The sequence below is a fragment of the Microbacterium sp. RU33B genome, from assembly GCF_900155915.1.
Taxonomy (GTDB): domain Bacteria; phylum Actinomycetota; class Actinomycetes; order Actinomycetales; family Microbacteriaceae; genus Microbacterium.
Genome location: NZ_FTPO01000003.1, coordinates 1 through 23,416 on the forward strand (window position 1 = coordinate 1; position 23,416 = coordinate 23,416).

At 72.2% G+C, this 23,416-nt stretch carries 22 protein-coding genes; 12 read left to right on the forward strand and 10 right to left on the reverse strand.

Features of this window, described 5'->3' with window-relative positions:
- Positions 1 to 137: 137 nt before the first annotated feature.
- The 3 genes from B0B14_RS13435 (at position 138) to B0B14_RS13445 (ending at position 2,736) form a co-directional block, all read left to right on the forward strand.
- On the forward strand, positions 138 to 1,337 hold the full coding sequence (locus B0B14_RS13435; protein WP_076682788.1) for a cation:proton antiporter: 1,200 nt from the start codon (positions 138 to 140) through the stop codon (positions 1,335 to 1,337).
- On the forward strand, positions 1,334 to 1,822 hold the full coding sequence (locus B0B14_RS13440; RefSeq protein WP_076682790.1) for a glutaminase: 489 nt from the start codon (positions 1,334 to 1,336) through the stop codon (positions 1,820 to 1,822). The genes B0B14_RS13435 and B0B14_RS13440 overlap by 4 nt, the downstream gene beginning before the upstream one ends.
- A 62-nt stretch (positions 1,823 to 1,884) precedes the next feature.
- A complete protein-coding gene (locus B0B14_RS13445; protein ID WP_076682792.1) occupies positions 1,885 to 2,736 on the forward strand; it encodes a TspO/MBR family protein in 852 nt (283 codons plus the stop codon).
- On the opposite strand, the gene B0B14_RS13450 is transcribed toward B0B14_RS13445, so the two are convergent.
- Positions 2,681 to 3,421 carry a glutamine amidotransferase-related protein gene (locus tag B0B14_RS13450; RefSeq protein ID WP_076682794.1) on the reverse strand — a complete coding sequence of 247 codons (741 nt, stop codon included), beginning with the start codon at positions 3,419 to 3,421 and terminating at the stop codon, positions 2,681 to 2,683. The two genes, B0B14_RS13445 and B0B14_RS13450, sit on opposite strands and share 56 nt — an antisense overlap.
- Before the next feature lie 45 nt (positions 3,422 to 3,466).
- On the opposite strand from B0B14_RS13450, the gene B0B14_RS13455 reads away from it, so the two are divergent.
- The 5 genes from B0B14_RS13455 (at position 3,467) to B0B14_RS13475 (ending at position 9,121) form a co-directional block, all read left to right on the forward strand.
- Positions 3,467 to 3,724 carry a hypothetical protein gene (locus tag B0B14_RS13455; RefSeq protein ID WP_076682797.1) on the forward strand — a complete coding sequence of 86 codons (258 nt, stop codon included), beginning with the start codon at positions 3,467 to 3,469 and terminating at the stop codon, positions 3,722 to 3,724.
- 69 nt (positions 3,725 to 3,793) lie between these two features.
- Positions 3,794 to 4,435 carry an RNA polymerase sigma factor gene (locus tag B0B14_RS13460; protein WP_218642094.1) on the forward strand — a complete coding sequence of 214 codons (642 nt, stop codon included), beginning with the start codon at positions 3,794 to 3,796 and terminating at the stop codon, positions 4,433 to 4,435.
- Positions 4,422 to 4,892, forward strand: a complete 471-nt coding sequence (locus tag B0B14_RS13465) for a hypothetical protein (RefSeq protein ID WP_076682801.1) — start codon at positions 4,422 to 4,424, stop codon at positions 4,890 to 4,892. The genes B0B14_RS13460 and B0B14_RS13465 overlap by 14 nt, the downstream gene beginning before the upstream one ends.
- A gap of 56 nt (positions 4,893 to 4,948) precedes the next feature.
- Entirely contained in the window at positions 4,949 to 6,610 is a 1,662-nt protein-coding gene (locus tag B0B14_RS13470; RefSeq protein ID WP_083710617.1) for a S8 family peptidase, read from the forward strand.
- 33 nt (positions 6,611 to 6,643) lie between these two features.
- Positions 6,644 to 9,121 carry a CHAT domain-containing protein gene (locus B0B14_RS13475; protein ID WP_076682803.1) on the forward strand — a complete coding sequence of 826 codons (2,478 nt, stop codon included), beginning with the start codon at positions 6,644 to 6,646 and terminating at the stop codon, positions 9,119 to 9,121.
- Between the two features lie 223 nt (positions 9,122 to 9,344).
- Here B0B14_RS13475 and B0B14_RS13480 read toward each other — a convergent pair whose 3' ends face one another.
- Entirely contained in the window at positions 9,345 to 10,064 is a 720-nt protein-coding gene (locus tag B0B14_RS13480; protein ID WP_076682805.1) for a LysR substrate-binding domain-containing protein, read from the reverse strand.
- Positions 10,065 to 10,098: 34 nt separating this feature from the next.
- Here B0B14_RS13480 and B0B14_RS13485 point away from each other — a divergent pair, with 34 nt between their 5' ends.
- Positions 10,099 to 10,503, forward strand: a complete 405-nt coding sequence (locus tag B0B14_RS13485; protein WP_076682807.1) for a DUF1304 domain-containing protein — start codon at positions 10,099 to 10,101, stop codon at positions 10,501 to 10,503.
- Positions 10,504 to 10,784: 281 nt separating this feature from the next.
- On the opposite strand, the gene B0B14_RS13490 is transcribed toward B0B14_RS13485, so the two are convergent.
- The 5 genes from B0B14_RS13490 to B0B14_RS13510 form a co-directional block, all read right to left on the reverse strand.
- A complete protein-coding gene (locus B0B14_RS13490) occupies positions 10,785 to 11,360 on the reverse strand; it encodes a thermonuclease family protein (protein WP_083710618.1) in 576 nt (191 codons plus the stop codon).
- 46 nt (positions 11,361 to 11,406) lie between these two features.
- Complete coding sequence (locus B0B14_RS13495; RefSeq protein WP_076682811.1) at positions 11,407 to 11,814, reverse strand: transferase; 408 nt, start codon at positions 11,812 to 11,814, stop codon at positions 11,407 to 11,409.
- Positions 11,815 to 11,936: 122 nt separating this feature from the next.
- Positions 11,937 to 12,710 carry a DNA-formamidopyrimidine glycosylase family protein gene (locus B0B14_RS13500; RefSeq protein ID WP_076683560.1) on the reverse strand — a complete coding sequence of 258 codons (774 nt, stop codon included), beginning with the start codon at positions 12,708 to 12,710 and terminating at the stop codon, positions 11,937 to 11,939.
- Positions 12,703 to 17,508 carry an Lhr family ATP-dependent helicase gene (locus B0B14_RS13505; RefSeq protein WP_076682813.1) on the reverse strand — a complete coding sequence of 1,602 codons (4,806 nt, stop codon included), beginning with the start codon at positions 17,506 to 17,508 and terminating at the stop codon, positions 12,703 to 12,705. The genes B0B14_RS13500 and B0B14_RS13505 overlap by 8 nt, the downstream gene beginning before the upstream one ends.
- Positions 17,509 to 17,554: 46 nt before the next feature.
- Complete coding sequence (locus B0B14_RS13510; protein WP_076682815.1) at positions 17,555 to 17,737, reverse strand: PspC domain-containing protein; 183 nt, start codon at positions 17,735 to 17,737, stop codon at positions 17,555 to 17,557.
- A gap of 189 nt (positions 17,738 to 17,926) precedes the next feature.
- On the opposite strand from B0B14_RS13510, the gene B0B14_RS13515 reads away from it, so the two are divergent.
- Entirely contained in the window at positions 17,927 to 18,637 is a 711-nt protein-coding gene (locus B0B14_RS13515; protein ID WP_076682817.1) for a GNAT family N-acetyltransferase, read from the forward strand.
- Here B0B14_RS13515 and B0B14_RS13520 read toward each other — a convergent pair.
- Positions 18,634 to 19,287 (reverse strand): alpha/beta hydrolase, encoded by a 654-nt coding sequence (locus tag B0B14_RS13520; RefSeq protein ID WP_076682819.1) that lies wholly within the window; start codon positions 19,285 to 19,287, stop codon positions 18,634 to 18,636. The two genes, B0B14_RS13515 and B0B14_RS13520, sit on opposite strands and share 4 nt — an antisense overlap.
- A 76-nt stretch (positions 19,288 to 19,363) precedes the next feature.
- Between B0B14_RS13520 and B0B14_RS13525 the strand changes: the two genes are divergently transcribed.
- Together B0B14_RS13525 and B0B14_RS13530 are read left to right on the forward strand one after the other, a co-directional pair.
- Positions 19,364 to 20,020, forward strand: a complete 657-nt coding sequence (locus tag B0B14_RS13525; RefSeq protein ID WP_076682821.1) for an NUDIX hydrolase family protein — start codon at positions 19,364 to 19,366, stop codon at positions 20,018 to 20,020.
- A gap of 244 nt (positions 20,021 to 20,264) precedes the next feature.
- On the forward strand, positions 20,265 to 21,626 hold the full coding sequence (locus B0B14_RS13530; protein WP_076682823.1) for a DivIVA domain-containing protein: 1,362 nt from the start codon (positions 20,265 to 20,267) through the stop codon (positions 21,624 to 21,626).
- 9 nt (positions 21,627 to 21,635) lie between these two features.
- On the opposite strand, the gene B0B14_RS13535 is transcribed toward B0B14_RS13530, so the two are convergent.
- Together B0B14_RS13535 and B0B14_RS13540 are read right to left on the reverse strand one after the other, a co-directional pair.
- Positions 21,636 to 22,703, reverse strand: coding sequence for a threonine aldolase family protein (locus tag B0B14_RS13535; protein ID WP_076682825.1), 1,068 nt, complete (start codon positions 22,701 to 22,703; stop codon positions 21,636 to 21,638).
- Positions 22,704 to 22,714: 11 nt separating this feature from the next.
- Complete coding sequence (locus tag B0B14_RS13540) at positions 22,715 to 23,413, reverse strand: SDR family NAD(P)-dependent oxidoreductase (RefSeq protein WP_083710620.1); 699 nt, start codon at positions 23,411 to 23,413, stop codon at positions 22,715 to 22,717.
- Positions 23,414 to 23,416 lie beyond the last annotated feature (3 nt).

Sequence of the window (23,416 nt, forward strand, 5' to 3'; positions counted from 1 at the left end):
CTCGGCATCTCCGTCACCTACCACGAGATCTCGTTCGCCGACCACGGCAGCGTCGCCTACCTCGCCCTCCCGGGCATGCTGCACTGGCTCGACCGGGTCGCTCCCCGGTGAACCGTCCCGATCGCTAGCCTGAACCCGTGTCCGCCGCCCAAGCCACGATCTTCCTGATCCCGGTGCTCGCCGTGCTCGCGCCCCTGCTGGCGCGCGGCGTCGGGGTGTTCGTGCGCGTTCCCGTGGTCGTGTTCGAGCTCATGCTCGGCATCCTCGTCGGCCCCGCCGTGCTCGGCTGGGCCGCTCCGTCGGAGTTCGTCGAGCTGCTGTCGGAGTTCGGCCTGGCGATGCTGTTCTTCGTCGCGGGATCCGAGATCCAGCTCTCGGCTTTCCGCGGCCGCACCGGGCGACGCGCCGTCGGCGGCTGGTTCGTGAGCATCGCGCTCGGTATCGCCGTGGGGTGGCTCATCGCCCCCGGCGAAGCGGCGATCGTGATCGCCATCGCCCTGAGCTCGACCGCGCTGGGGACCATCCTTCCCATGCTCCGCGACAACGGCGAACTGCGCACGCCGTTCGGCAAGGCCGTCGGTGCGATCGGCGCGGTGGGCGAGTTCGCGCCCCTCGTCGCCATCTCGATCTTCCTCGGCGGCCGTGACCCGGGCATCGCCACGATCGTCCTGATCGCGTTCGTCCTGGTCGCCGCGCTCGCGATCTGGTGGGCCTTCCGCGCTCCGCAGGGCGCCCTGCACCGCTTCGTCAACGCGACGCTGCACACCTCGGGCCAGTTCGCGATCCGCGTCGTGTTCCTCGTGCTCGGCGCGCTCGTCGTGGTGAGCCTCCTGCTCGATCTCGACATGCTGCTGGGTGCCTTCACGGCCGGCATCGTGTGGCGCCTCGTCATGCGCGATGCGGCCGCGGCCGATCGTGACGCGGTCGAGAGCAAGATCGAAGGCGTCGCGTTCGGGTTCCTCGTGCCGGTGTTCTTCATCTACACGGGCGTCACGTTCGACCTCGAGGCTCTCCTCGCCGATCCGGAACTCCTGCTCCTTCTGCCCATCGGCCTCGCGGGGCTCCTGCTCGTGCGCGGACTGCCGTCGATGCTCGCCGCCCCGGCCGACTCCCGGCCCCGCGATCGCGCGGCCGTCGTGTTCTTCGGTGCGACGGGTCTGCCGATCATCGTCGCCGTGACGAACATCGGGGTGGACGAGAAGATCCTGTCCTCAGGGCTCGCAGCCGCCCTCGTGGGCATCGGCATGCTCTCGGTGCTGGTGTTCCCCGTGATCGGCACGACCCTTCGCGGCGACGCGGTCGGGGCGTCGCTCCCGGTCGCCGAAGAGCGCCTGTGACGATCGAGGAGATCCTCCAGGCTGCGCGCGGACGCCTGGCCGGTGCGCCGCGCGAATCCCTCGGCGAGCTGGTCGTGCCCCGTCGGGTCCTCGGTTTCGCACGAGCCCCGCGTATCGTGCCGGCAGGCGACGCCTGGCACCTCGGTGTCCTGCTCCTCGACGACGACGCCGTGCGCGCCACAGGCGACATCGTGCGTGCCCGGACCGAGGCGCCGCGCGGGTTCGCGGCGGAGTCGCAGCGGGCGCGGGCCGCGCTCGCCGGCGCCGCGGCCCGAGGAGGATTCCCGGAGGGCCGGGCGGTGCACGTCGGATGGACGACCATCGACATCGCCGCCGTGTCGGCGGGCGGGGCATCCGGTCCGCTCGCCCTCGTCGACGGCGTTCCGAGTGTGCGGTGGAGCGCGACGGGCGGCTATATGCCGCTGGAGCGATATCTCGACGACCGCATCGAGCTGCTGCGCCATCCGCCCGCGGGAGCGTCCTAGGCGACGGGCGGGTGTCTGTCAACCGGGATGCGGAGGCGCCCGGCGCTCACTAGCGTCGAATCATGAACACGTCTGCCAACTATCGTCGCAGTGCTCCCGGCGAGCCGTCTCGCACGCGCCCGGCTGATCTGGGCCGGCAGATCGGCGTGATCGCCGCGACGAGCTTCATGCTGATCGCCGCAGCCGTCGGAACGGGAGCCCTCGGCGGCACCTCCGTGCAGGACCTGCAGGACGGCGCGCTCGCCGAAGACGGCTCGTACCTGGCGCCGGCGGGACCCGCCTTCGGGATCTGGACCGCGATCTACGTCGGGCTCATCGCCTACACCGTGTGGCAGGCGCTTCCGGGCCAGCGCGCGAACGCGCGGCAGCGCCGGCTCGGCTGGTGGATCGCGCTGACCGCCGTGCTCAACGGGGTGTGGCTCGTCACCGCCCAGTTCCTCACGCTCCCCCTCACCGTGGTGGCCATCGTCGCCCTCCTCATCGTGCTCGGGCTGACGTTCCGCCTGACGCTGACGCACCCCGCCGACAGCCGCTGGAGCGCGTGGCTCATCGACGTGGTCACGGGGCTGCACCTGGGATGGGTGTCGCTGGCCACCGTCGCGAACACGACGGCGTGGCTCACGGCCGAAGGGGTGCGCGTGCCGGCGCCCGGAGTCTGGGGCGTCATCGTGCTGGCCGTCGTCGCCGTCATCGGCATGGCGATCGGATACTTCAGCAACGGCCGGTTCGCGCCGGCGCTCGCGATCGCGTGGGGACTCGGGTGGCTGGCCTACGGCCGACTGGCGGGCGAGCCGCAGAGCACGCCGATCGCGATCGCCGCGATCGTCGCCGCCGTCGCGGTGCTGATCGTGCCGGTGGTCATCCGGGGCCGAAAGCCTGCGCGAAAGCCCGAAGCATACGCACGGGTTCCGTGACGGATGCCGCGAGCACCCGGCCCGCGACGGCGTCGAAGTCGCTCGCCGGGAAGTAGCCGTCGTCGCGGTACACGGCCATGCGCTCCGTGAAGGCGCGCGTCGTCGGCTCGGGGTGGAACTGCGTCGCGTACAGGCGATCGCCGACCCGGTAGGCCTGCACGGGGCATCCGTCGTTCGTCGCGAGCAGCGTCGCCCCCGGCGGCACGGCACCCGACCCCTCCTTATGGGCCGTCAGCGCGGTGAAGCTGCGGGCGAGGCCGCCGAGGATCGGGTCGGCTCGTCCGTCCTCCGTCAGGTGCACCGTGACGGGCCCGGTGTCTTCGGGATGGCCGCGACTCACGTCGCCTCCGAGCATCCGCGACACGACGCCGATGCCGTAGCACGTGAACAGAGCCGCAGTGCGCCGGGCGGCGGCCGCCTCGGCCAGGCCCAGGAGGTCCGCCTCGAGACGCCGCTGCACGTCGGTCTTGCTCGACTCGGGATCGGTCACGTTGAACGGGCTTCCGCCCACGACGAAGCCGCTGTAGCGGTCCGCGACGTCGGTCGGAGCCGTCTCGCGCACGAGATCGAGCGATGCCAGCTGATGCGGCTCGAGCCGCATGGCGGTGCGGAAGGACTCGTACTCGGCCTCGGCCGCACCCTTCTGAGGGCGGACGCACACATAGAGCAACGGCGCGCCGATCATGAGAGGAGTCTAGGCGGGTGCGCCGCGCGGGGCGAGAATGGGTCCGTGGACGTCATCCTCATCCCGGCAGACGCGCGTCTGGGGCGCGCCGTGTCCGCGCTCCGGGACGCCGCGGGCGTGTACGGGTGGGGTCTCGAGGCCGAGGAGCCGGTCGGGGGCGTCGCGCGCGTGCGCGTCGTGCCGGGAACGTGCACCCGGCGACCCGAAGCGCGGCGTGTGCTCGAGCGGGTGCGCTGCGGCGACCGGGCGGTCGTCGAGGGCGCCGAGATCGTCCGCGAGGGCGACGCGGCGACGCACGGGTAACTTTTTTCCGACATCACGTATCAGCGGTGCGTCTTCCCCCCTCTGCAGGGTGTGGACAGAATGGTCGGCATGGGCGAAGTCGGACTTCCCCGGCCCCTTGACGAGAGCGACGACGGAGCAGCGGACTCCGATGCTCGTGATGTCACGCGCTGGGAACAGGCAGGCGATCTCTTCACGCGCTGGGTCGACGGAGAGACGCGGGCCATGGACGACCTCGTCCGGCTCATGTCGCCCGTGCTGTGGCAGATCGTGCGGTCGTACGGCCTCGACAGCGCCCTCGCGGAGGACGTGGTTCAGACCACGTGGCTGACGCTCGTGCGTCGGCACGAATCGATCCACGAACCGCGGGCGATCTCGGGCTGGCTCACCGTCAGCGCGCGCCGCGAGGCCTGGCGCGTCTCGCGCCTGCATCGCCGCGCCGACGCCAAGGAGGCGATCGATCTCGAGCCGCACCTGCCGTCCGCCCCGTCGGCGGAGCACCTCGCTTCGCTCGACGACGAGGCGCGGCGGCTCTGGGATGCGGTGGGTCTCCTGCAGGAACGCTGCCAGCGGCTGCTGCGGGTCATCGCGTTCGATGAGCGTCCCGACTACGCCCACATCGCACAAGAGCTCAAGATGCCGATCGGATCGATCGGCCCGACACGTCAGCGGTGCCTCGGAAAGCTCCGGGCGCTGCTGGAGGGAGAGGACCGAGGACATGAACGCCTCTGACGCATCCTCGGACGCGGCGCTGTTCGCCCGTATGCGAGCCGTCTGGCAGTCGGTGGACCCCGTGCCCACCGGGCTGGTCGATCGGATGGTCGCCGCCGTCGCGGTGGAGGATCTGACCCGGGAGTACGAGATGCTCACCCTCGTCGAAGCGGCAGGCCTCACGGCCGTCCGCAGCGAGACGGATGCCTCGACCCTGCAGTTCACCGACGGCACCACCACGGTCCTCCTCCACGTCACGATGGCGGAGGGCGGCGGACGCCGGATCGACGGATGGGTCGACGCCGATGCCCTCGCGGTCAAGCTCGCCCAGGGCGAGCGCGAGTGGTCGGCGGATGCCGGGGAGAGCGGCCGGTTCGCCTTCGACGACGTCGCGGCCGGGATGTCGCGCGTGCGTCTGGTCGTGCGCGACGCCGGCGGCGAGATGCGCGAGTTCCAGACCCCGCAGTTCGAGGTCTGATCCCACGACAGGATGCGGGGCCCCCGGCATCCTGAATCACCACAGGAGAACACAGCATGGCGATCGAGCCTCCCGACGACCGGTCCGCGACCTCACCCCCGCCCAGGCGCCAGCGCCCGTCGGACTGGCGCGAGCGCTTCGACGCCGCCCGGGAGAAGGGGGTCTCGCTCGATCCGAAGAGCGAGCACGTCGAAGGGGTCAGCGCGTACCCCACGGCCTACGAGCCCCAGCAGCTCCTCGTCACCGATGCCACGCAGCTCCAGGCGACCGTCGGACTCCTCCAGGACGCCGCATCGGACTTCGGCTGGAGTGTGCGGCTGGAGAACCTCGACGGCACGCCGCTCGACGTCGACGAGGCCGTCGCCCGCGAGCGGCGCGCGGCCGACGCATACGACATCCCCACGATCCATCGCGTACGGATCTACCGCGATCCGAAGCCGGGGAGGGACGATCAGCCCGTGCCGCCGATCGACGCCTGGCGGCTGCTGCAGCGCGCGCGGGCGCGCACCGAGAACGACGCCGCGGGCCGCGCGCTGCTGATCGGCGTGGGCCTGGACCACGTGCTGTCGCTCGACCCCTACGGCGGCAAGACCAATCCCTACGGCGGCAAGACGAACCCGTACGGGGGGAAGACGAACCCGTACGGCGGGAAGACCAACGGCACCGAGAGCTACGGCGAGCCCGGCAGCGGCGGGCGCCAGGTCGTCGGCTTCGTCGGGCCTGATCCCGTGCGCACGCTTCCGCTGAGCGAGAAGGGCCGCCGTCCGGTCGTCGCCGTGCTCGACACGGGATGCGGCTCCCATCGGTGGCTGACAGGCGACATCGTGACCACCTACCCCGAGGTGGAGGCGAAGGTCATCGGGGTGGCGGACCGGACGACCGATCCGGAGGTGCTCGGCGACGTGTCCGGCCCGTTCGACGGCGCCCTCGACGATGCCGCGGGCCACGGCACCTTCATCGCGGGCATCGTGCGACAGGTGAGCCCCGAGGCCGACATCGTGTCGGTCAGAGTCGCCGACAGTCAGGGCACGCTCCTCGAGGGCGACTTCCTGCACGCGGTGCGCTCCCTCGTGAAGCTCATGTCGCTCCCGGTGGAGGACGGCGGGCGGCACATCGACGTGCTCAACCTCTCCCTCGGGTACTACCACGAGACTCCGCAGGACGACCTGTTCGACCTCACGCTCGTGCGCCTTCTGCTCGCCGCGCGCCGCCGCGGCTGCGCCGTCGTGTGCTCGGCGGGCAACGACTCCACCGACAGGCCGACGTTCCCCGCGGCGCTGTGGGGATGGGACGGCGCCGACTTCGTGGTGCCCGACCCGGATGACGTCGCGCCGCACGTGTCGGTCGGCGCGCTGAACCCCAACGGCACGATGGCGCTGTTCAGCAACCTCGGGGCCTGGGTCACGACGTTCGCACCGGGGGCCGCGGTCGTCAGCACGTCGCCGGGGTTCAACGGGGGCGCGCAGCCCGGTGTGCGCGACGACCGCGACGGCATCCGGCGCGAGACGATCGACCCCGAGGACTTCACGGGCGGCTTCGCGATCTGGAGCGGAACGTCGTTCGCCGCTCCGTACGTCGCGGGGCTCCTCGCGCGGGCGATCGCGGGCGACCTCATGTCGGGGGCGATCGTCACCGCGGAGGATCGTGTCTCCGCGCTCCTCGAGGCCGAGGCCGTCGTGGTCCCGGTGCTGGCGAAAGCGGGTCCGCGGGCCGTGTGAGCGGTCCCGGTGCGGACGGGCCAGGATGGGAGCGTGGCTCGCTCGCCGGATGCACTCCATCGGTCGGCGGTCGACCTCGTCAACGCAGGACGTTTCGTCGAGGCCGAGCGCCTCCTCGCGCGCGCGGCCAGGTCGGCGGACACGGCAGACCTCCGAGCGCGCATCCAGGGCACGCTGGCTGTGGCTCTCGCGCATCACGGCGCGTTCGCGGAGGCGGTCGCCACGTGCGAGGCCGCCCTGGCGACCCCCGGCCTCGATCGGCCGACCCTCGCCCTCCTCACCGGGCAGCTCGGCACGATCATGGAGCGCGCCGGGCGCCTCGACGACGCCTACCGGTGGCTCGGTCGCGCGATCGATGAGGTCGACGACCCCGTCGCCCGCGCGAACCTGCTCGCCAACCGGGGCAACGTCGGCATGCAGCGGCGGCGCCTCGACGATGCCGCGCGCGACACCGCGGCCGCCGCGGAGATCTACGCGGCGCACGGTCGCACGATCGACGAGGCGGAGATGCGCCACAACCTCGGCTACATCGACCTGCTCCGCGGCGATCTCGTCGCGGCGCTGCAGCAGATGCTGTCGGCGCGCAGCGTGCTCGGTCCGGTCTCGCCCGTCCATGCGGCGATCGGCGACGTCGACCGTGCCGAAGTGCTCCGCGACGCCGGGCTCCCTCGCGAGGCTGAAGCGCTCCTGGCCAAGGCGGCGGTGACGTTCGGCTCGACGCGGATGCCGCGCAGCCGCGCCGAGGCCGAGTTCAACCTCGCCCGCTCCCTCCTCGCCCACGATGCCCCGCAGGCCCGCCGCATCGCATCCTCGAGCGCGCGCCGCTTCGATGCTCTCGGCAACGCTCCCTGGGCAGCCCGCGCCCGCGCGCTCCGGCTCCGCGCGGAGCTGTCGCTCGACGGACTGACCCGCACGGGTGAGGTCGTTGCATCGTCGCGCCGCGTTCCGCCGCAGGTCGAGGTCGAGGTCGCGGCATCCGCTCTCGATCGGATCGGCCTGCGCAGCGAGGCGGCCGCGCTGCGGATGACACGGCAGCTCTGGCGCCTGCGCCACGGGTCGACCGATCTCGACACCCCGGTGCGCGTCCCTCCCCGGGCGTCGCTCGATGTGCGGATGCTCGCCCATGAAGTGCGAGCGGCCCGCGCGGTCGCCCGCGGACGCGACGGCGAGGCGCGGCGTCACGCGGCGCGCGGACTCGGCGAGCTCGCGGAGTGGCAGAGCGAGTTCGGCAGCCTCGACCTCCAGACCTCGGTCGCGATGCACGGGAGCGGGCTCATCGTGTCGGGCCTGGACTCCGCGATCCGCACCGGCCGCCCCGACGTCGCGTTCGAGTGGTCCGAGCGCGCCCGTCACCTCAGTCAGCAGGTCGTGCCGCTGCGCCCGCCGCCCGATCCGGGGCTCGCGGAGGACCTGGCCGAACTGCGGATGCTGCGCGCCGACGACCCTGCGGGCCTCGACTCGGCCCGCGCGGCCGAGCTGCGCGATCGCGCGCGGGAGCGGCAGTGGTCGGGAACCGGGTCGGCCGCCGTGCAGCAGCGGATCACGCTCGATGCGCTGCGCGCGGGGCTGGATGCCGAGACGGCTGTGATCTCCTTCGTGTTCTCCACCGCCGGACTCGCCGCCGTCGTCGCGACCCGGGACCGGGCGCGGTTCGTGCCGATCCACGGATGGGCGGACGTGCGCACGGCGCTTCCGGGTCTGCGCGCCGACCTCGACATGGCCGCCTCGATGCGCGCCGGGGGAGTGGCCGACGTGATCCGGCGCAGCCTCGACGGTCGCCTCGCTCAGCTGTCGCGCTCCCTCCTGCACGGGCCGCTCGCAGCGGCCGGCGATCACCGCCGCATCGTCGTGACGGTGCCCGGCATCCTCAACGGCATCCCGTGGGCGATGCTGCCCGCGATGCGCGGTCGCTCCTTCACACTCGCGGTGTCGGCGACCCGCTGGGCGGGCCTGCACGCGCAGACGCCGCCGCCGGTGCGGTCGGCGGGGTTCGTCGTCGGACCCCGCGTGCCGCGAGCCGACGAGGAGGTGACGGCGGCGTCGCACACGTGGGCGACCACCCGCACGCTGCGGGGGCCGGAGGCATCGGTCTCCGCCGTCACGGGCCTCGCGCACGAGGTCGACGTCCTCCACGTCTCCGCGCACGGACGCCACAGTGTCGACAACCCGCTCTTCTCGGGCATCGAGCTCGCCGACGGCACCCTGTACGGCTACGACATCGACCTCATCCCCGAGGTGCCCGAGACGGTCGTGCTGTCGGCCTGCGAGGTCGGGCGCTCGTCGGTGCGCTGGGGCGAGGAGGCGATCGGCATGACCCGCATCTGGCTGCACGCCGGCACCCGCTGCGTCATCGCCTCGCCGGTGATCGTCGCCGACGACGACGCGTGCGTGCTGCTGGGCGTGATGCACGAGGGTCTCGCGCGGGGCGAGGCGCCCGCCGATGCGCTGGCCGCGGCATCCGCGTCGACGGGGATCGTGGCTCCGTTCCAGGCGCACGGCGCAGGATTCTGAAAAAAGTCCGTCGGCCGTGTATCAGGGATGCCGGGGGTCGCTCTTGCTCCATGACGGCGTCGGAACGGAACGGATTGGGGATCCGGATCGCTTCTCGTCAGAGGCAGGACTCGGTGGAATCGTGGGGATTCCGAGGCCTGCAGACGTCGTCGCGCCGGAGGGCGCCCCTGTTCGGGTCAGGTGCGGCGCCCTCCGGCCACGCCCGCGCGTGCGAGACGGTCGCTCAGCGCGAGGAGTTCGCCGTGCGCCCCCGCACGATGCCGACGAACGTGTCGACGAGCGCGTTCGCGGCATCGGCCCGCCACGCGATCGCGACCCTCGAGGCCGGGGCGTCGCGCAGCGGCCGCTGGTCGACGTCCTTGCGCTGATGAAGACGAGCGAGCGACATCGGGACGATGACGATGCCGACACCCGCCGCGACGGTGGCAATGGCCTCCTCCGTCGTCTCGGGCGGTGCGAAGCGCGGCGCCGTCGTGCCGGGAACGGCGAGACCGAGGACGTCGTCGGCGGGCGTGATCAGCACTTCGCCGGCCAGATCGTCGGCAGCGAGTTCGTCGGCCGCGGTGAGATGCGAGTCGACCGGGACCACGACCACGGTCACTTCGTCGTACAGCGGGATCGTGTGCAGGCCGTCCGTGTCGAGCGGCAGTCGTACGAGGGCGACGTCGACCTCGTCGTCGTCGAACACCCGTCGTCCGTCTGCGACGGCGATCGGCACGACCTGGAGCGGGATGCGCGGCATCCGCTCCTGCCACGTGTCGATCCACTTGCCGGGGGTGGCGCCGGGGATGACGCCGACGCGGAGCGGACCAGGCGGCAGGGCCGGGGGAGCGACGACCGGCGGGGCCTGCTTCTTCGGACCTTTCGGCGTGCGCTGCGCCGTGCGCGCCGGCCTCTTCGGACCGCCCGTGCCCCGCGGGCTCTTCCCGCCGCTCTTCGCCATGCTCTCAGGCTAGCCGGGGCGATAGTGTTCGCTCATGGCTGTCCTTCCGATCCTCGCGACGCTGTTCGGTGCGCTCGCCGCTGTGCTCCACGTCTACATCTTCGTCATGGAGAGCGTGCAGTGGACGCAGCCGCGCATCTGGAAGCGCTTCGGCGTCGCCGATCAGGCGGCCGCCGACATCACCAAGCCCATGGCCTACAACCAAGGCTTCTACAACCTCTTCCTGGCCATCGGCGCGATCCTCGGGATCGTGCTGTTCTGGGCGGGCGATGCGGGCACCGTGGCGGATGTCGCGGGTCGCACCCTCGTGCTGTTCTCGCTCGGGTCGATGGTGGCCGCGGCTCTCGTGCTGACGACGTCGGGCGCCAAGTACCTGCGGCCCGCGCTGATCCAGGGCACGCTGCCGCTCATCGGGTTCGGGCTGTTCCTCTTCGCCTGACCCCGGGCGTGGCGCCTCGGCGCCTCGGCGTGTCGCGGGCCTGAGCGACCGCGCGAATTCGCTGTTGAACTTCATGCTCACACAGCCCCTGCACGGTCAGGGCGTGGGAGCGCGACCTCCCCGTTGTGCGTGCGCGACCTCCGCGTTGTTTGAGCGCGACCTCCGCGTTGTGTGAGCGCGACCTCCGCGTTGTGTGAGCGCGAAGTTCATCAGGGAAAACGGAACATGAGAACGTCCGCGTCGCGAACTCGCGCAAGGGTCCCGAGGTCCAGCGGGCGAGGTCAGCCGCACGCGCCCCAGCGGCCGACACCCCACGTGTAGGCGTACTCCTCGACGCTCTCGAACAGGGCGAAGTGAGCGCCGTTGGGCTCGAACAGCACGGCCTCCGCGGCACCGGCGGCCACGAGCTCGTAGTTGACGAAGCGGCCGTCGTCCGTCCACAGGTACAGCAGCCACCGGTCGTACCGATCGCGTGGATCGACGTCGGGCACCGCCCACACCGTTGATCCCTCCGGCAGCAGCGCGCGCAGCTCGTCGCGCGCCTGCACGGCCCAGCACTGCTCGTCGGGAGACAGCTCGGGGGTGTCGACGCCGATCAGCCGGATGCGGATCTCCTCCGCATCCGGCACGATCGCGTTCGGACCCTGCGCCCTCGCGCGGATCGTGTCGCCGTCCCACACCGACGCGACGGTGAGTGGCACTGCATCGGCGGGACGCGGCGGGATGTCGGATGCCGGGGGAGACTCCACACCGGGCGGGCCGCAGCAGGCCGTACCTAGTCCGGGCACGATCCACAGGACGAGGGCGACGATCACCGCGACGGCGGCCACCGCCGTCCAGAGCCCCCACCGCTTCACGCGTGAAGCCTAGCCACGCGGACCGTGGGCCGCGGCCGGCTGTGGATCAGGCGGCGAGGCGCAGTCCGCGGGGATCGGTCGCGACGGCCTCGCGCTCGCCGATCGTCTCGTCGTCGCCGATGAGGGCGCCCACCGCGACACGCGCTTCGCGGCCGACCTGCGTGCGGACGCCGATCCTGGCGCGTGCGCCGATGGCCGCTCCGGCACCGATGTGCGCGTGCGCCTGGATCTCGGCCTCCGGGCCGATGACGGCATCCGACTCCACCCAGACCCCACGGCCGACGTGAGCACCGGCGGCGATCTGAACACCGGGTTCGACGTACGCCCCCGCTTCGACGAGTGCACTGGGGTGCACCTTGGCACCGTGCGCGACGAGACCGCGTCCGTTGACGTGCTTGCGATAGCGCAGCAGCTCGCCTCGGTCGTTCTCGATGTCGATGTAGTTCTTACCCACTGGAGTCCTCCCGCGGCCGTTGTGAACCGAGAACAGAAACAACCACGATGCCGGTCGATTCATTCCCGTGCATGATCTGTTCGGACCAACCGGCCCGTTCGGATTGCTCCACTCCGTCGTGGTCAGGACTGGCACACCGGGCACCAGAACACGATGCGCAGTTTCGTGGGGTCGGCGCCGAGTTCGGTCTTCTGCACGATCGCGCCGCAGCGCCTGCACGGTCGGCCTTCGCGGCCGTAGACCCAGGTACGGCGGCCGTCGCGGTCGTCGCCGGTGAAGGTGCGATTGCGCCGTGTGCGGTTGGCCCGGATCATGCGGGATCCGAGGTCGACGATGCCCGCGGCATCCGCCTGCGTGGCGGGGGTGGTGGGCAGGATGCCGCGCACGAACAGGATCTCGTTCACGTATTCGTTGCCGAACCCGGCGATGTTCCGCTGGTCCTGCAGGGCGACGTGCACGACCCGGGTGTCGGCGGAGAGCCGACGGGCGGCCTCGGCGGCATCCCACGCGTCGCCGAGCGGGTCGGGACCGAGGTGGCCCACGATGCTCTCCTCGTCGCGCGTGCGCACGAGGTCGACATCCGCGATCTCGAAGCCGACCGTCTCCACCCCCGCTGCTCCGACGATGGCGCGCGCCTGGTACGCGGGAGCCCGCCAGCGCGCGCCGTCGCGGTAGACGTGCCAGCGTCCCTCCATCTTGAGGTGCGAGTGGAGCGTGAAGTCGCCGATGCGGTGCAGCAGGTGCTTGCCGCGGGCCACGACCTCGTGCACCGTCTCCCCGCGGAGATCCGACGTCGCGAACTTCGGCACCCGCAGCTCGAACCGTGTGACCTGGAGGCCGTGCAGCGCTTCGTCGAGTCGCTGCGCCGCGCGGTGGACGGTGTCGCCCTCAGGCACGCGCGGCGCTCCCCGCGGCGCGCAGCGCGTCACCCGCCGTCAGCTTGCGCAGAGTGAGTCCGCGCGGAGATTCCACGAAGCCGGCATCGCGCAGCAGTCGACCGATCCCGGTGCCGTGCACGAAGGCGCCGTTGACCTGCTCGATCGTCAGCGTCGCGAGGTGACGCGTGCGGGCGGTCTCGGCCAAGCTCTTCGTCGCGGCCGCGAGCTGGTCTTCGTCGCCCGTGAAGGCGAGCGCCGACTTGCCGCCCCGCTCGAGATAGAGCACGAGCTCGCCGTCGACGAGCACGACGAGTCCACCGGCCTTGCGCCCCGGGCGATGCGTCACGCCTTCGATCCCCGGCCAGACGAGCGCCGCTCCGTAGGGGTTCGCGGGATCGGTCGCAGCGAGCGTGACCGCGCGCCGCGGCGGCGGATCGGTGAGGCCTCCGAACTCCCGCAGGCGATCGACCGTCGCCGATGCCGCGAACTGCGCGCCGCCGAGCTTCTCGACGACATACCCGCGGCGGCAGTGACCTGCCTCTTCGAATCCGGACAGCACGCGATACGCCTGGGCGAATCCGCCCGGCAGCCCTTCGGACTGCACCGAGCCGCGCGTCACGACGCCGTAGCGATCCAGCAGCAGGCTCGCCGCCGCGGTGGCGCGCAGTGTGGCATCGGGCTCGGGCGCGGGCAGGAGCGACCAGCGTCCGCCGATCGCGGGAGGCCGCGCGGCGATGGACGCCGCGACGGTCCGCACCGCCGCTCCCCGGTAGAGCCGGGCGCGGGGCGCCTTGCGCGCGGTGCGGTGCGCCTGCGACCCGCCCCCGAGCAGCGTGCGCACGGGAGTGAACGTGTCGTTCGTGACCCGGCCCGACCATGTGAGGTTCCACAGCGCCTCGATCACCGACTGCTCGTTCTCCGCGCCGGTCAGCTGCTTCAGCTGCGCGGCGAAGTAGGCGCCGCCGGCGCCGAGCGTGTGGAGGAGCTGATGCTCGAGCGAGCCGGGGGCGATGTCGTCCTCGGGAAGAGCGAGCGTGAGCGGCGCGGCATCCGCGGGATGCAGGGCGATCCAGCCGTCGCGGCCGGGGAGCGATCCGTGCCCCGACCACACGACCTCTCCCGTCGCGGTGAGCTCGTCGAGCATGGCGGGTGTGTAGTCCGACACGCGGCCGGGCAGCACGAGCGACTCCCAGGCGCTCGCGGGGATCGGCACCCCGGCGAGCTGCTCGATGACGGCGGCGACGCCGTCGATGCCCTCGAGCGGCCGCGCGAGGTGCTGCCACACGGGCAGGAAGCGTGCGAACGCCTGCTGCGGCACGGGCTCGACGCTGCCCCGGATCGCCGCGAGGCTGCGCATCCGCAGGCGCCTCAGCACTTCGGTGTCGCACCACTCGAGGTCGCCGCCGCTGCTGGTCGCCCCCGTCGACGGGCCGGCGGCCGCGTCGGGCAGGAAGTACCCGCTCGACACCCGGCCCTGCGACTCGAGGCGCTGCAGCGTGAGACGCGCGACCGCGACCCCGACGCCGAGACGCTCGGCCACGGCATCCGCCGTGAACGGAGCGTGCGTGCGCGCGTAGCGGGCGACGAGGTCGCCCAGCGGGTCGGCGACGGGCTCGAGGAAGGCCGTGGGGATCCCGACCGGAAGAGCGACGCCGAGCGCATCGCGGAGGCGTCCGGCGTCTTCGATCGCGGCCGTGCGGGCTGCGCCGGCGATCGTCACACGGATCGCGCGGCGCGCGTCGACGAGGGCGTCGAGGTGAGCGGATGCCTCGGGCGGACCGGCGTCGTCCTCGAGCCGCGCCTGCACCTCGTGGGCGTCGAGGGGCCCCAGCATCCGGAGCAGATCGGCGACCCCCTCGAGACCGCGTGCACGGCGGTCGGGCGCCAGGCGCTGCGATTCGCGCTCGAACTGGGCGATGACGTCGGGGTCGAGCAGCTCGCGCATCTCGACCTTGCCGAGCAGTTCGCTCAGCAGCGCCGGGTCGACCGACAGCGCGGCCGCGCGGCGTTCCGCGAGCGGCGAGTCGCCTTCGTACATGAACGCGCCGACGTAGCCGAAGAGCAGGTCGCGGGCGAACGGCGACGGCTGGGAGGGCTCGGTCTCGACCAGGCGGATCTTGCGCTCCCCGATCGCGCGGGCGATGCGCAGGAGCGCCGGCACGTCGTAGACGTCCTGCAGCACCTCGCGCAGCGTCTCGAGGATGATCGGGAACGTCGGATATCGACGGGCGACTTCGAGCAGCTGAGCGGAGCGCTGACGCTGCTGCCAGAGCGGGCTGCGCTTGCCGGGGTTGAGGCGCGGCATGAGGAGGGCCCGCGCGGCGCACTCGCGGAAGCGCGACGCGAACAGAGCCGAACCGCCGACCTCGTCGGTGACGATCTGGTCGAGCTCGTCGGCATCGAACACGAAGAGCTCGGCGCCGGGCGGCTCCGCCGCGGCATCCGGAACCCGCGCGATGATGCCGTCGTCGCTCGCGACCGCCGACCCGTCGACCCCCAGACGCTCGCGGATGCGCGCATTGACGGCCAGCGCCCAGGGGGCGTGCACCTTCATGCCGTAGGGGGAATGCAGGATGATGCGCCAGTCGCCGACCTCGTCGCGCCCCCGCTCGACGGTGAGCGTCTTGTCGGTGGGGAGCGTCCCCGTCGCCTCGCGCTGCTCGGCGAGGTAGGAGAGGAGGTTGAGGCGCGCGAAGTCGTCGAGCCCAGCCTCGATCAGCCGGTCGTTCGCCTTCTCGGGAGTGGCCGTCGACACTTCGCGCGAGAACCGGCCGAGCGCCTCGCCGAGCTCGGCGGGCCGTCCGAGGCCGTCTCCGTGCCAGAACGGGACCTTCCCCGGCTGCCCGTAGGCCGGGAGCACGTTCACCCGGTCGTGGGTGATCTCGACGATCCGCCAGCTCGTCGTGCCGAGCGTGAAGACGTCGCCGACCCGCGACTCGTAGACCATCTCCTCGTCGAGCTCGCCCACCCGGGCGTTCTGCGATTCGCCGGCGATGAAGACGCCGAACAGTCCGCGGTCGGGGATCGTGCCGCCGCTCGTCACCGCGATGCGCTGCGCCCCCGGGCGGCCGGTGAGAACGCCGAGGTCGCGATCCCACACCAAGCGGGGCCGCAGCTCGGCGAATTCGTCGGAGGGGAAGCGCCCGGCGAGCAGGTCGAGCGTCGCCTCGTACGCCGAGCGGGGGAGGGAGCGGAACGGCGCCGAGCGCTTCACCGTCTCGTACCAGCCCTCGACGTCGACCGGGGCGATCGCGCACGCGGCGACGGTCTGCTGCGCGAGGATGTCGAGCGGATTCTGAGGCACCGAGATCGACTCGATCTGGCCGGCCAGCATCCGCTCGGTGACGATCGCGGTGTGCAGGACGTCGCTGCGGTGCTTCGGGAACAGCGCCGCGCGGCTGACCTCGCCGACCTGGTGCCCCGCGCGTCCGATGCGCTGGAGGCCGGAGGCTGCAGACGGCGGCGCCTCGACCTGGATGACGAGATCGACCGCCCCCATGTCGATGCCGAGCTCGAGGCTGGAGGTCGCCACGACGCAGCGCAGGGCGCCCGACTTGAGCTCCTCCTCCACGAGTGCGCGCTGCTCCTTCGAGACCGAGCCGTGGTGCGCTTTGGCGAGCACCGGATCGGCTCCGGCCGTCTGGCCGGCCTGGGCCATCATCGCGGCAGCCGGTCCGCTCGCGTCGGGGAGGTCGAGGCCGAGCCGTTCCGAGTAGATCTCGTTCAACCGGCCCGTGAGCCGCTCGGCGAGGCGTCGAGAATTGGAGAACACGATCGTCGAGCGGTGCTGCAGGATGCGGTCGACGATCGCCTCTTCGACGTGCGGCCACAGCGAACCGGTCATCTCGGTCGACTCGGGTGCGCGCTCCTTCCCGGTCGCTGAGCCTGCCGAAGGGCCGCCGCCGTCGCCGAACCAGTCCTCGTCGATGACTTCGCCGACGATCACCTGCTCTCCGCCGGCGGTCGCTGCGGCGGCGGCCTCGGCGACCGAACCGGGCGGCGGCGGGGGATTGAGCATGTCGTCGACCGGCACGACGACCCGGAGATCGAATGCCTTCGTCGCCCGCGGGGCGACGATCTCGACCGGCTCCGCGCCGCCGAGGAAGCGCGCCACCTCGTCGATGGGGCGGACGGTCGCCGACAGACCGATGCGCTGGGCGTGCGCGACATCCGGATCATGCGACCGGCGCAGCGCGTCGAGCCGTTCGAGACTCACGGCGAGGTGCGCGCCGCGCTTGGTGGCGGCGACGGCGTGCACCTCGTCGATGATCACGGTGTGCACGTCTCGCAGCGTCTCGCCGGCCGCGCTCGTGAGCATGAGGTACAGCGACTCGGGCGTCGTGATCAGGATGTCGGGGGGAGCGCTGACGAGCTTGCGCCGATCGCTCGAGGTCGTGTCGCCCGAGCGCACGCCCACCGTCACCTCGGGGAAGGCGAGGCCGAGCCGCCGGGCCGACTGCCCGATGCCGACGAGAGGGGAGCGGAGGTTGCGCTCGACATCCACGCCCAGCGCCTTCAGCGGCGAGATGTAGAGGATGCGCGTGCCCGGCAGGGGAGCCGTCGGTGCGCGCCGGCGGCCTCGTGCCGGAGCCGGTTCGGAGGTCGGCGGGGCCTGCGCCTTGCCGCGGAACACCCGGTCGATCGCCCACAGGAACGCCGACAGGGTCTTGCCGGACCCCGTCGGGGCGACGACGAGGGCATGGCGGCCCTTGGAGATCGCGTCCCACGCGCCGGTCTGCGCCGTGGTCGGCGCGGCGAACGCGCCACGGAACCAGTCCTGGGTCGCAGGACTGAACCGCTCGAGCACGTCGCTCATCCCCCCATCCTCCCCCGAAGCACCGACATCGGGGCGGGCGGATGCGTCAGCGCTCGGGCGGGATCACGATCCACATGATGATGTAGGCCCACAGCGGGAGCCCGGCGAACACCATCGCGACGATCGTCAGGATCCGCACGAGGGTCACGTCCCAGCCGAAGCGGTTCGCGATGGCCAGGCACACGCCCGCGATCCATCTGCCCTGCTGAGGTCTGACGAGTCCGTTCATGGCTCCACTCTCGCGCATGGCGCCCGTCGGCACACGGGGGATGGCCCCCGAACCGGGGGCGGGTCAGGCAGGGCGGTTTCCGCATCTCCTCCGACGGACGGATGCCTGTTCCGCCGCGACATCGTAGGTTCGAACCATGACCGAACCGGCGAAGAAGCGACCGAGCCCCGACCGCGACGGGGGATCGTGATGTACTCCCGCACCGTCACGGACCACTGGTTCGGCGGAGTCGCGCGGAGCGATCTGCCGGCCCCCGGCATCCTGCGCATCGCGGTCGACGCCGCGCTGCCGCCGAACCGGCGGCTCTCGGTCCTCGAGCCGATCGACACCGGCGGCGTGGTGCGGCTCACGCCGGGGATCGCTGCGGAGCTCGGCCTCGCAGCCGAGACTCACATCGGCGCTGACGAGTTCGCTGCCGTCGTGAACCGGGCGGGGATCGTGCTCAACGGCGCCGACCACGTGTTCTACTTCCCGCTCGCCGAGCACGCCGCCCTCACCGCGGCCCCGCCCTCCGACACCGTCCGCCGGCTGCGCCCCGACGACGCCGCCGCGTTCGCCGCGTTCGAGGAGGCGGCCCCCGACGACGACCTCGACGAGGCGTTCGTCGAGCTCGACCACTGGCTCGTCTACGGGGCCTTCGTCTCGGGCGAGCTCGTCGCCGCCGCGAGCATGTACCCGTGGACCCGAACGCGGCTCGCCGATCTCGGCGTGCTGACCCTCCCGGCGTTCCGCGGGAGGGGCCTCGCGCGCGAGACGGTGCGGGCGCTCAGCGCGGATGCGCTGCGGCAGGGGTACGAGCCGCAGTACCGGTGCCAGCTCGACAACCATGCGTCCGTGGCGCTCGCGGCGTCGGCGGGGCTCCAGCGCTTCGCCACGTGGGACGTGATCGCGCAGGACTAGGCAGCGTCTTCGAGGCGCTTCTCGAGGAACACCCGCACGTCGGCGAGCTCCTGCTCCGACACGCTGTGCGTGAGCCCGGGGTAGACGCGGCCGCTCAGATCGGTGTGCCGCGCCAGCCACTCGATCGTGTGCTCGACCAGCGCGACCGGGATGACGTCGTCGTGGGTGCCGCGACCCCAGTACACCGGGGGTGCGAGCTCGGCGAGCTCGGCGTCGCGGGGGAGCGCACCCGGAGCCGCATACCCCGACAGCGTGACCGCGAACGCGAACGTCCCGGGGGAGAGTCTCATGGCCTGGACGGCGACGGCCGCGCCCTGGGAGAAGCCCAGGAGGCCGACGACGGGAGCGTCGATCGCGGCATCCACCCACTCCAGCAGCCCGGATGCCGCAGCCGTGATGTGCGCGGGATCCCGCCCGTTCAGGTCGTCGATCGGATACCAGGAGAAGCCGGGCGAGGGCCACGGCGGAGCGAGGGGAGCGCGGGGAGCGGCGATCACGAACTCCGCGGGGAGATAGGGCACCAGCCCGAACAGGTCGCGCTCGTCGGCCCCGTAGCCGTGCAGCAGCACGAGCACGGGGCGGCCTGCGCGCTCCTCGGGCTCTGCCGACCAGAGCACGGACGCGGGATCGAGAGGGACGGATGCCGTCATCCCTCCATCCTCGCAGGGGCGTCCGACCCCGTCGACGATCCGGGCCTGCGGAGGAGTCGTGGGGTATACAGGAGACATGCCGGTGCGCACTCCAGACCCCGATCCCGACGAGAACGGCGACGGCGCCGCGAACGACCCGCTGCGCGGGATCGCCGGTGCGTACGGCGCGTCCAGCTCCGGGGGGTCCTTCGGGTCGCCCGCGCCTGGCAGCGCCTCCAATCCCGGCTGGCTGACCGAGATCGAGCTCGCCGAGGCACGCCGTCGGCTGCCCATGCTCTACGTCGAGGCGGTCCCGGTGCGCACCGACGGCGTCGGCGCCGTGACGGAGGTGGGCATCCTGCTGCGCGCGACGCCGCTCGGCGAGATGGTCCGAACGATCGTGTCGGGCCGTGTCCGCTACGGCGAGCAGGTGCGCGATGCGCTCTTCCGTCATCTCGAGAACGACCTCGGGCCGATGGCCTTCCCGCTCCTGCCCCCTCAGCCGGTGCCGTTCACGGTGGCCGAGTACTTCCCGATGCCCGGCCTCGGCGCGTTCCACGACGACCGGCAGCACGCCGTCTCGCTCGCCTTCGTCGTGCCGGTCACCGGCACATGCGAGCCGCGTCAGGATGCACTCGAGGTGACGTGGATGACGCCGCAGGAAGCGGCATCCGACGCCGTCGCCGCCGAGATGGAAGGCGGACGCGGCACCCTCGTGCGTCTCGCGCTCGCGAGCGTCGGCGCTCTGCGCTGACACGGCTCCTCCCGGCCCGCACGGTGCTCCGTCACCGGCGGGGAGAACGGTCCGAAACGTGTTCACGCGCGACGGCGGAAAAGGTACTCTCATACCAGAGGCGCCCCGTTGCGCCGCATCCCCCCGCCGGTAGCGCCGAAAGGCCGACGTCCACCCTGCTCCTCACCCGTGCCGCCCGAGGCGCGCGAGTCGCAGGTGTCGGCCCGACCGCTGTCGACCCCGCACACGAAGAAGCGAGAGTCTCATGACCGATCAGCCTGTCCAGGCCTGGAACCCCGATGCTGCGGAGGCGTCGCCGTTCGACGAGCTGATCAGCCGTGCGAGCGGCGCGTCGCCCGCGGCGCCCGCGGAGTTCGCGACGGCGTTCCGCGGCTACGACAAGGACGAGGTCGACGCGGCGATCTCCGGCCTCACCGCGCGCCTCCGGGCCGAGACCGACGAGGTCGCAGCGCAGGAGGAGCGACTGCGCCGGATCCGCGAATCGGCCGAGGAGCGCGTGCGCGAGGCGCAGGAGCGGGCGGATGCCGCCGAGGCGCGCGCCGACGAGATCGCGGACGAGCTCGCCCAGCGCGGTCGCGACGAGGTCGCCCGACTCGAGGGGGAGCTCGCTGCGGCGTCCGCCCGCGCGTCGGTGGCCGAGAACCAGGTGGCCGCCTTGACCGAGGAGCTGTCGGGCGCGTCGACGGAGACGGCCAACCGTCACCAGTTCGACGAGGTGCTGCGCGTCGCCGAGGAGCAGGGCAGCCTCATCATCAAGAACGCGACCGTGCAGGCGGACCGCCTGCTCGAAGCGGCGCGCGAAGAGATCCTCAACCGCCGCAAGGAGGCGCAGGCCGAGGCCGACAGCATCACCGCGCGGGCCCAGCACGACGCCCAGCAGGTGCGTCTGCGCATCGACACCGAGCTCACGGCCCACCAGTCGCAGCTCGAGCGCGAGTCCGCCCACGCGGCGGAGAAGGTGTCGCAGGCCGAGCAGGAGGCCGCGGCCATCCGCTCCGAGGCGGAGAAGGGCGCGGCGGCGCTGCGCTCGATGGTCGCACGCGAGACCTCGCTGGCGCGATCGGAAGCCGAGGAAGCCGTGCGCGAGCTCCGCGTGCGCGCCCTCGAGTTCGAGGAGTCGCTCACGCGCCGCCAGGACGACGCGCAGCAGGAGTTCCTCGTGCTGCACAACCAGGCCGTCGCGCACGCCGAGCGGATCACGCAGGACGCCAACGAGCAGGTCGCCTCTTCGCTGGACCATGCGCAGCGCGTCGCGGCGAAGGCGGACGACTTCGACCGCCTCATGCGGGCGCAGGCCGCGCAGCTCGAGGCGGACGCCCGCGTGCGGGCCGGCGAGACGCTGGAGCGCGCCCGGGCCAAGGCGGAGAAGATCATCGACACCGTCACGCAGCACTCGCAGGCGGTGCTGCGCGACGCGGAGGACCGCACGCGTCAGCTGCGCTGGCAGCAGCACCAGCTGACGAGCTTCATGGCCGAGGTCACGGAGCTCATCCGCCCCCAATCGCCCCTCGACTCCGGTTCCGACGAGCCGGAGCTGGCGGCCGACGATGCGGCCGGGCAGGCCGACGATGCGGCCGAGCAGGACGACGACGAGTCGGCGGCCTGATCTCCCGCGCTACCGCGTCGTGAGTCGCCCGAGCTCCGCGACGAACGCGTCGACGTCGTCGGGCGACGTGTCGAACGAGCACATCCAGCGCACCTCGTTCTTGGCGGCGTCCCAGTCGTAGAAGTGGAAGCTCTCGCGCAGCGCGTCGGCCACGCCGTCGGGCACGGTCGCGAACACGCCGTTGGACTGCGTCGGCTGGCTGAACGCCACGCCGCGGATCGCTCCGGCGGCGATGCCCTCCTCGACCTCGCGGCGCAGGCGCGCCGCCATCGCGTTGGAGTGCCGGGCGTTGCGCAGGTACAGGTCGCCCTCGAGCAGCGCGACGAGCTGCGCCGAGACGAACCGCATCTTCGACGACAGCTGCATGTTGAGCTTGCGGAGGTAGGTGAGGCCGGTCGACGCCTCGGGCGTGAGCACGACGATCGCCTCGGCCCCGATCGCGCCGTTCTTGGTGCCGCCGAAGCTGAGCACGTCGACCCCCGCGTCGCGCGTGAAGGCGCGCAGCGGCAGATCGAGCGCGGCCGCGGCGTTCGAGATGCGCGCGCCGTCGAGGTGAAGCCTCATGCCGAGCGGATGGATGTGGTCGGCGATCGCGCGGATCTCGTCGGGCGTGTACAGGGTGCCCAGCTCCGTCGACTGCGTGATCGACACGACGAGCGGCTGTGCGCGGTGCTCGTCGCCCCAGCCCCAGGCCTCGCGGTCGATGAGCTCGGGGGTGAGCTTGCCGTCGGGGGATGGGACGTTCAGGATCTTGATGCCGGCGACGCGTTCGGGCGCACCGCCCTCGTCGACGTTGATGTGCGCGGTCGATGCCGCGATGACCGCCCCCCAACGGGGCAGCATCGACTGCAGGCCGACGACGTTGGCCCCCGTGCCGTTGAACACGGGGAAGGCCTCGATCCCGTCGCCGAAGTGGTGCGCGAACACCTCCTGGAGACGTGCGGTGTAGGCGTCCTCGCCGTACGCGATCTGGTGGCCCTCGTTGGCGGCGGCGATGGCCGCGAGCACCTCGGGGTGCACGCCGGAGTAGTTGTCGGAGGCGAAGCCGCGCACCGCGCGGTCGTGGATCGTGGTCACGGTGTTCCAGCCTAGGGTTCGAGCGTGATGATGGCGTCGTTCACGGCGGCCGCCTCGGCATCCCACAGCCCCGTGAACGCGTCGGCGAGGGTCTGCTCGAGACCCTCGAGGGAGCGCACGCGGAAGACCACGGATGCCGCGGTCTGCGGCTGCGCGGCATCCCGAGCCGCTTTCGCGAAGCCCTGCGCGACCGCGCGCGCCCACGCTTCGCTCGCCGCTTTGACGGCGGCGTAGTTCGCGCCGCCCGCGAGCGGCCGGGCCACCGCCGTCGACGACACGATCGCGAGCCGGCCGGCGGCCGACGCGCGCAGATCGGCGTCGAACGCGCGGCTCAGGTGCCGCAGCGCCGTGAAGGACCGCTCGAGGAAGCGGAAGTCGTCGTCGCTCTGTGCGGCGAGGCCGCCGCCGCCGCGCCAGCCGCCCACGAGGTGCAGGATCCCGTCGATCGGCCCCGCCGAGTCGTGCACGAGGTCGACGAGCGCGGTCACCGCGTCGGCGTCGGCCAGATCGCTCTCCACCGTGAGGAGCGCACCGTCTCCGGGGGCTCCGGCCGCGGGGCGGAGGGATGCCGCGAGCGCGTTGAGCTTGAGCGGGTCGCGGCCCACGGCGACGACGCGCGCGCCGGCATCCCTCAGGGTCTGGGCGGCCGCGCGGCCCGCAGCGCTCGTCGCGCCCGCCAGCACGACGGTGCGTCCGGTCATGGTCGTCATGCT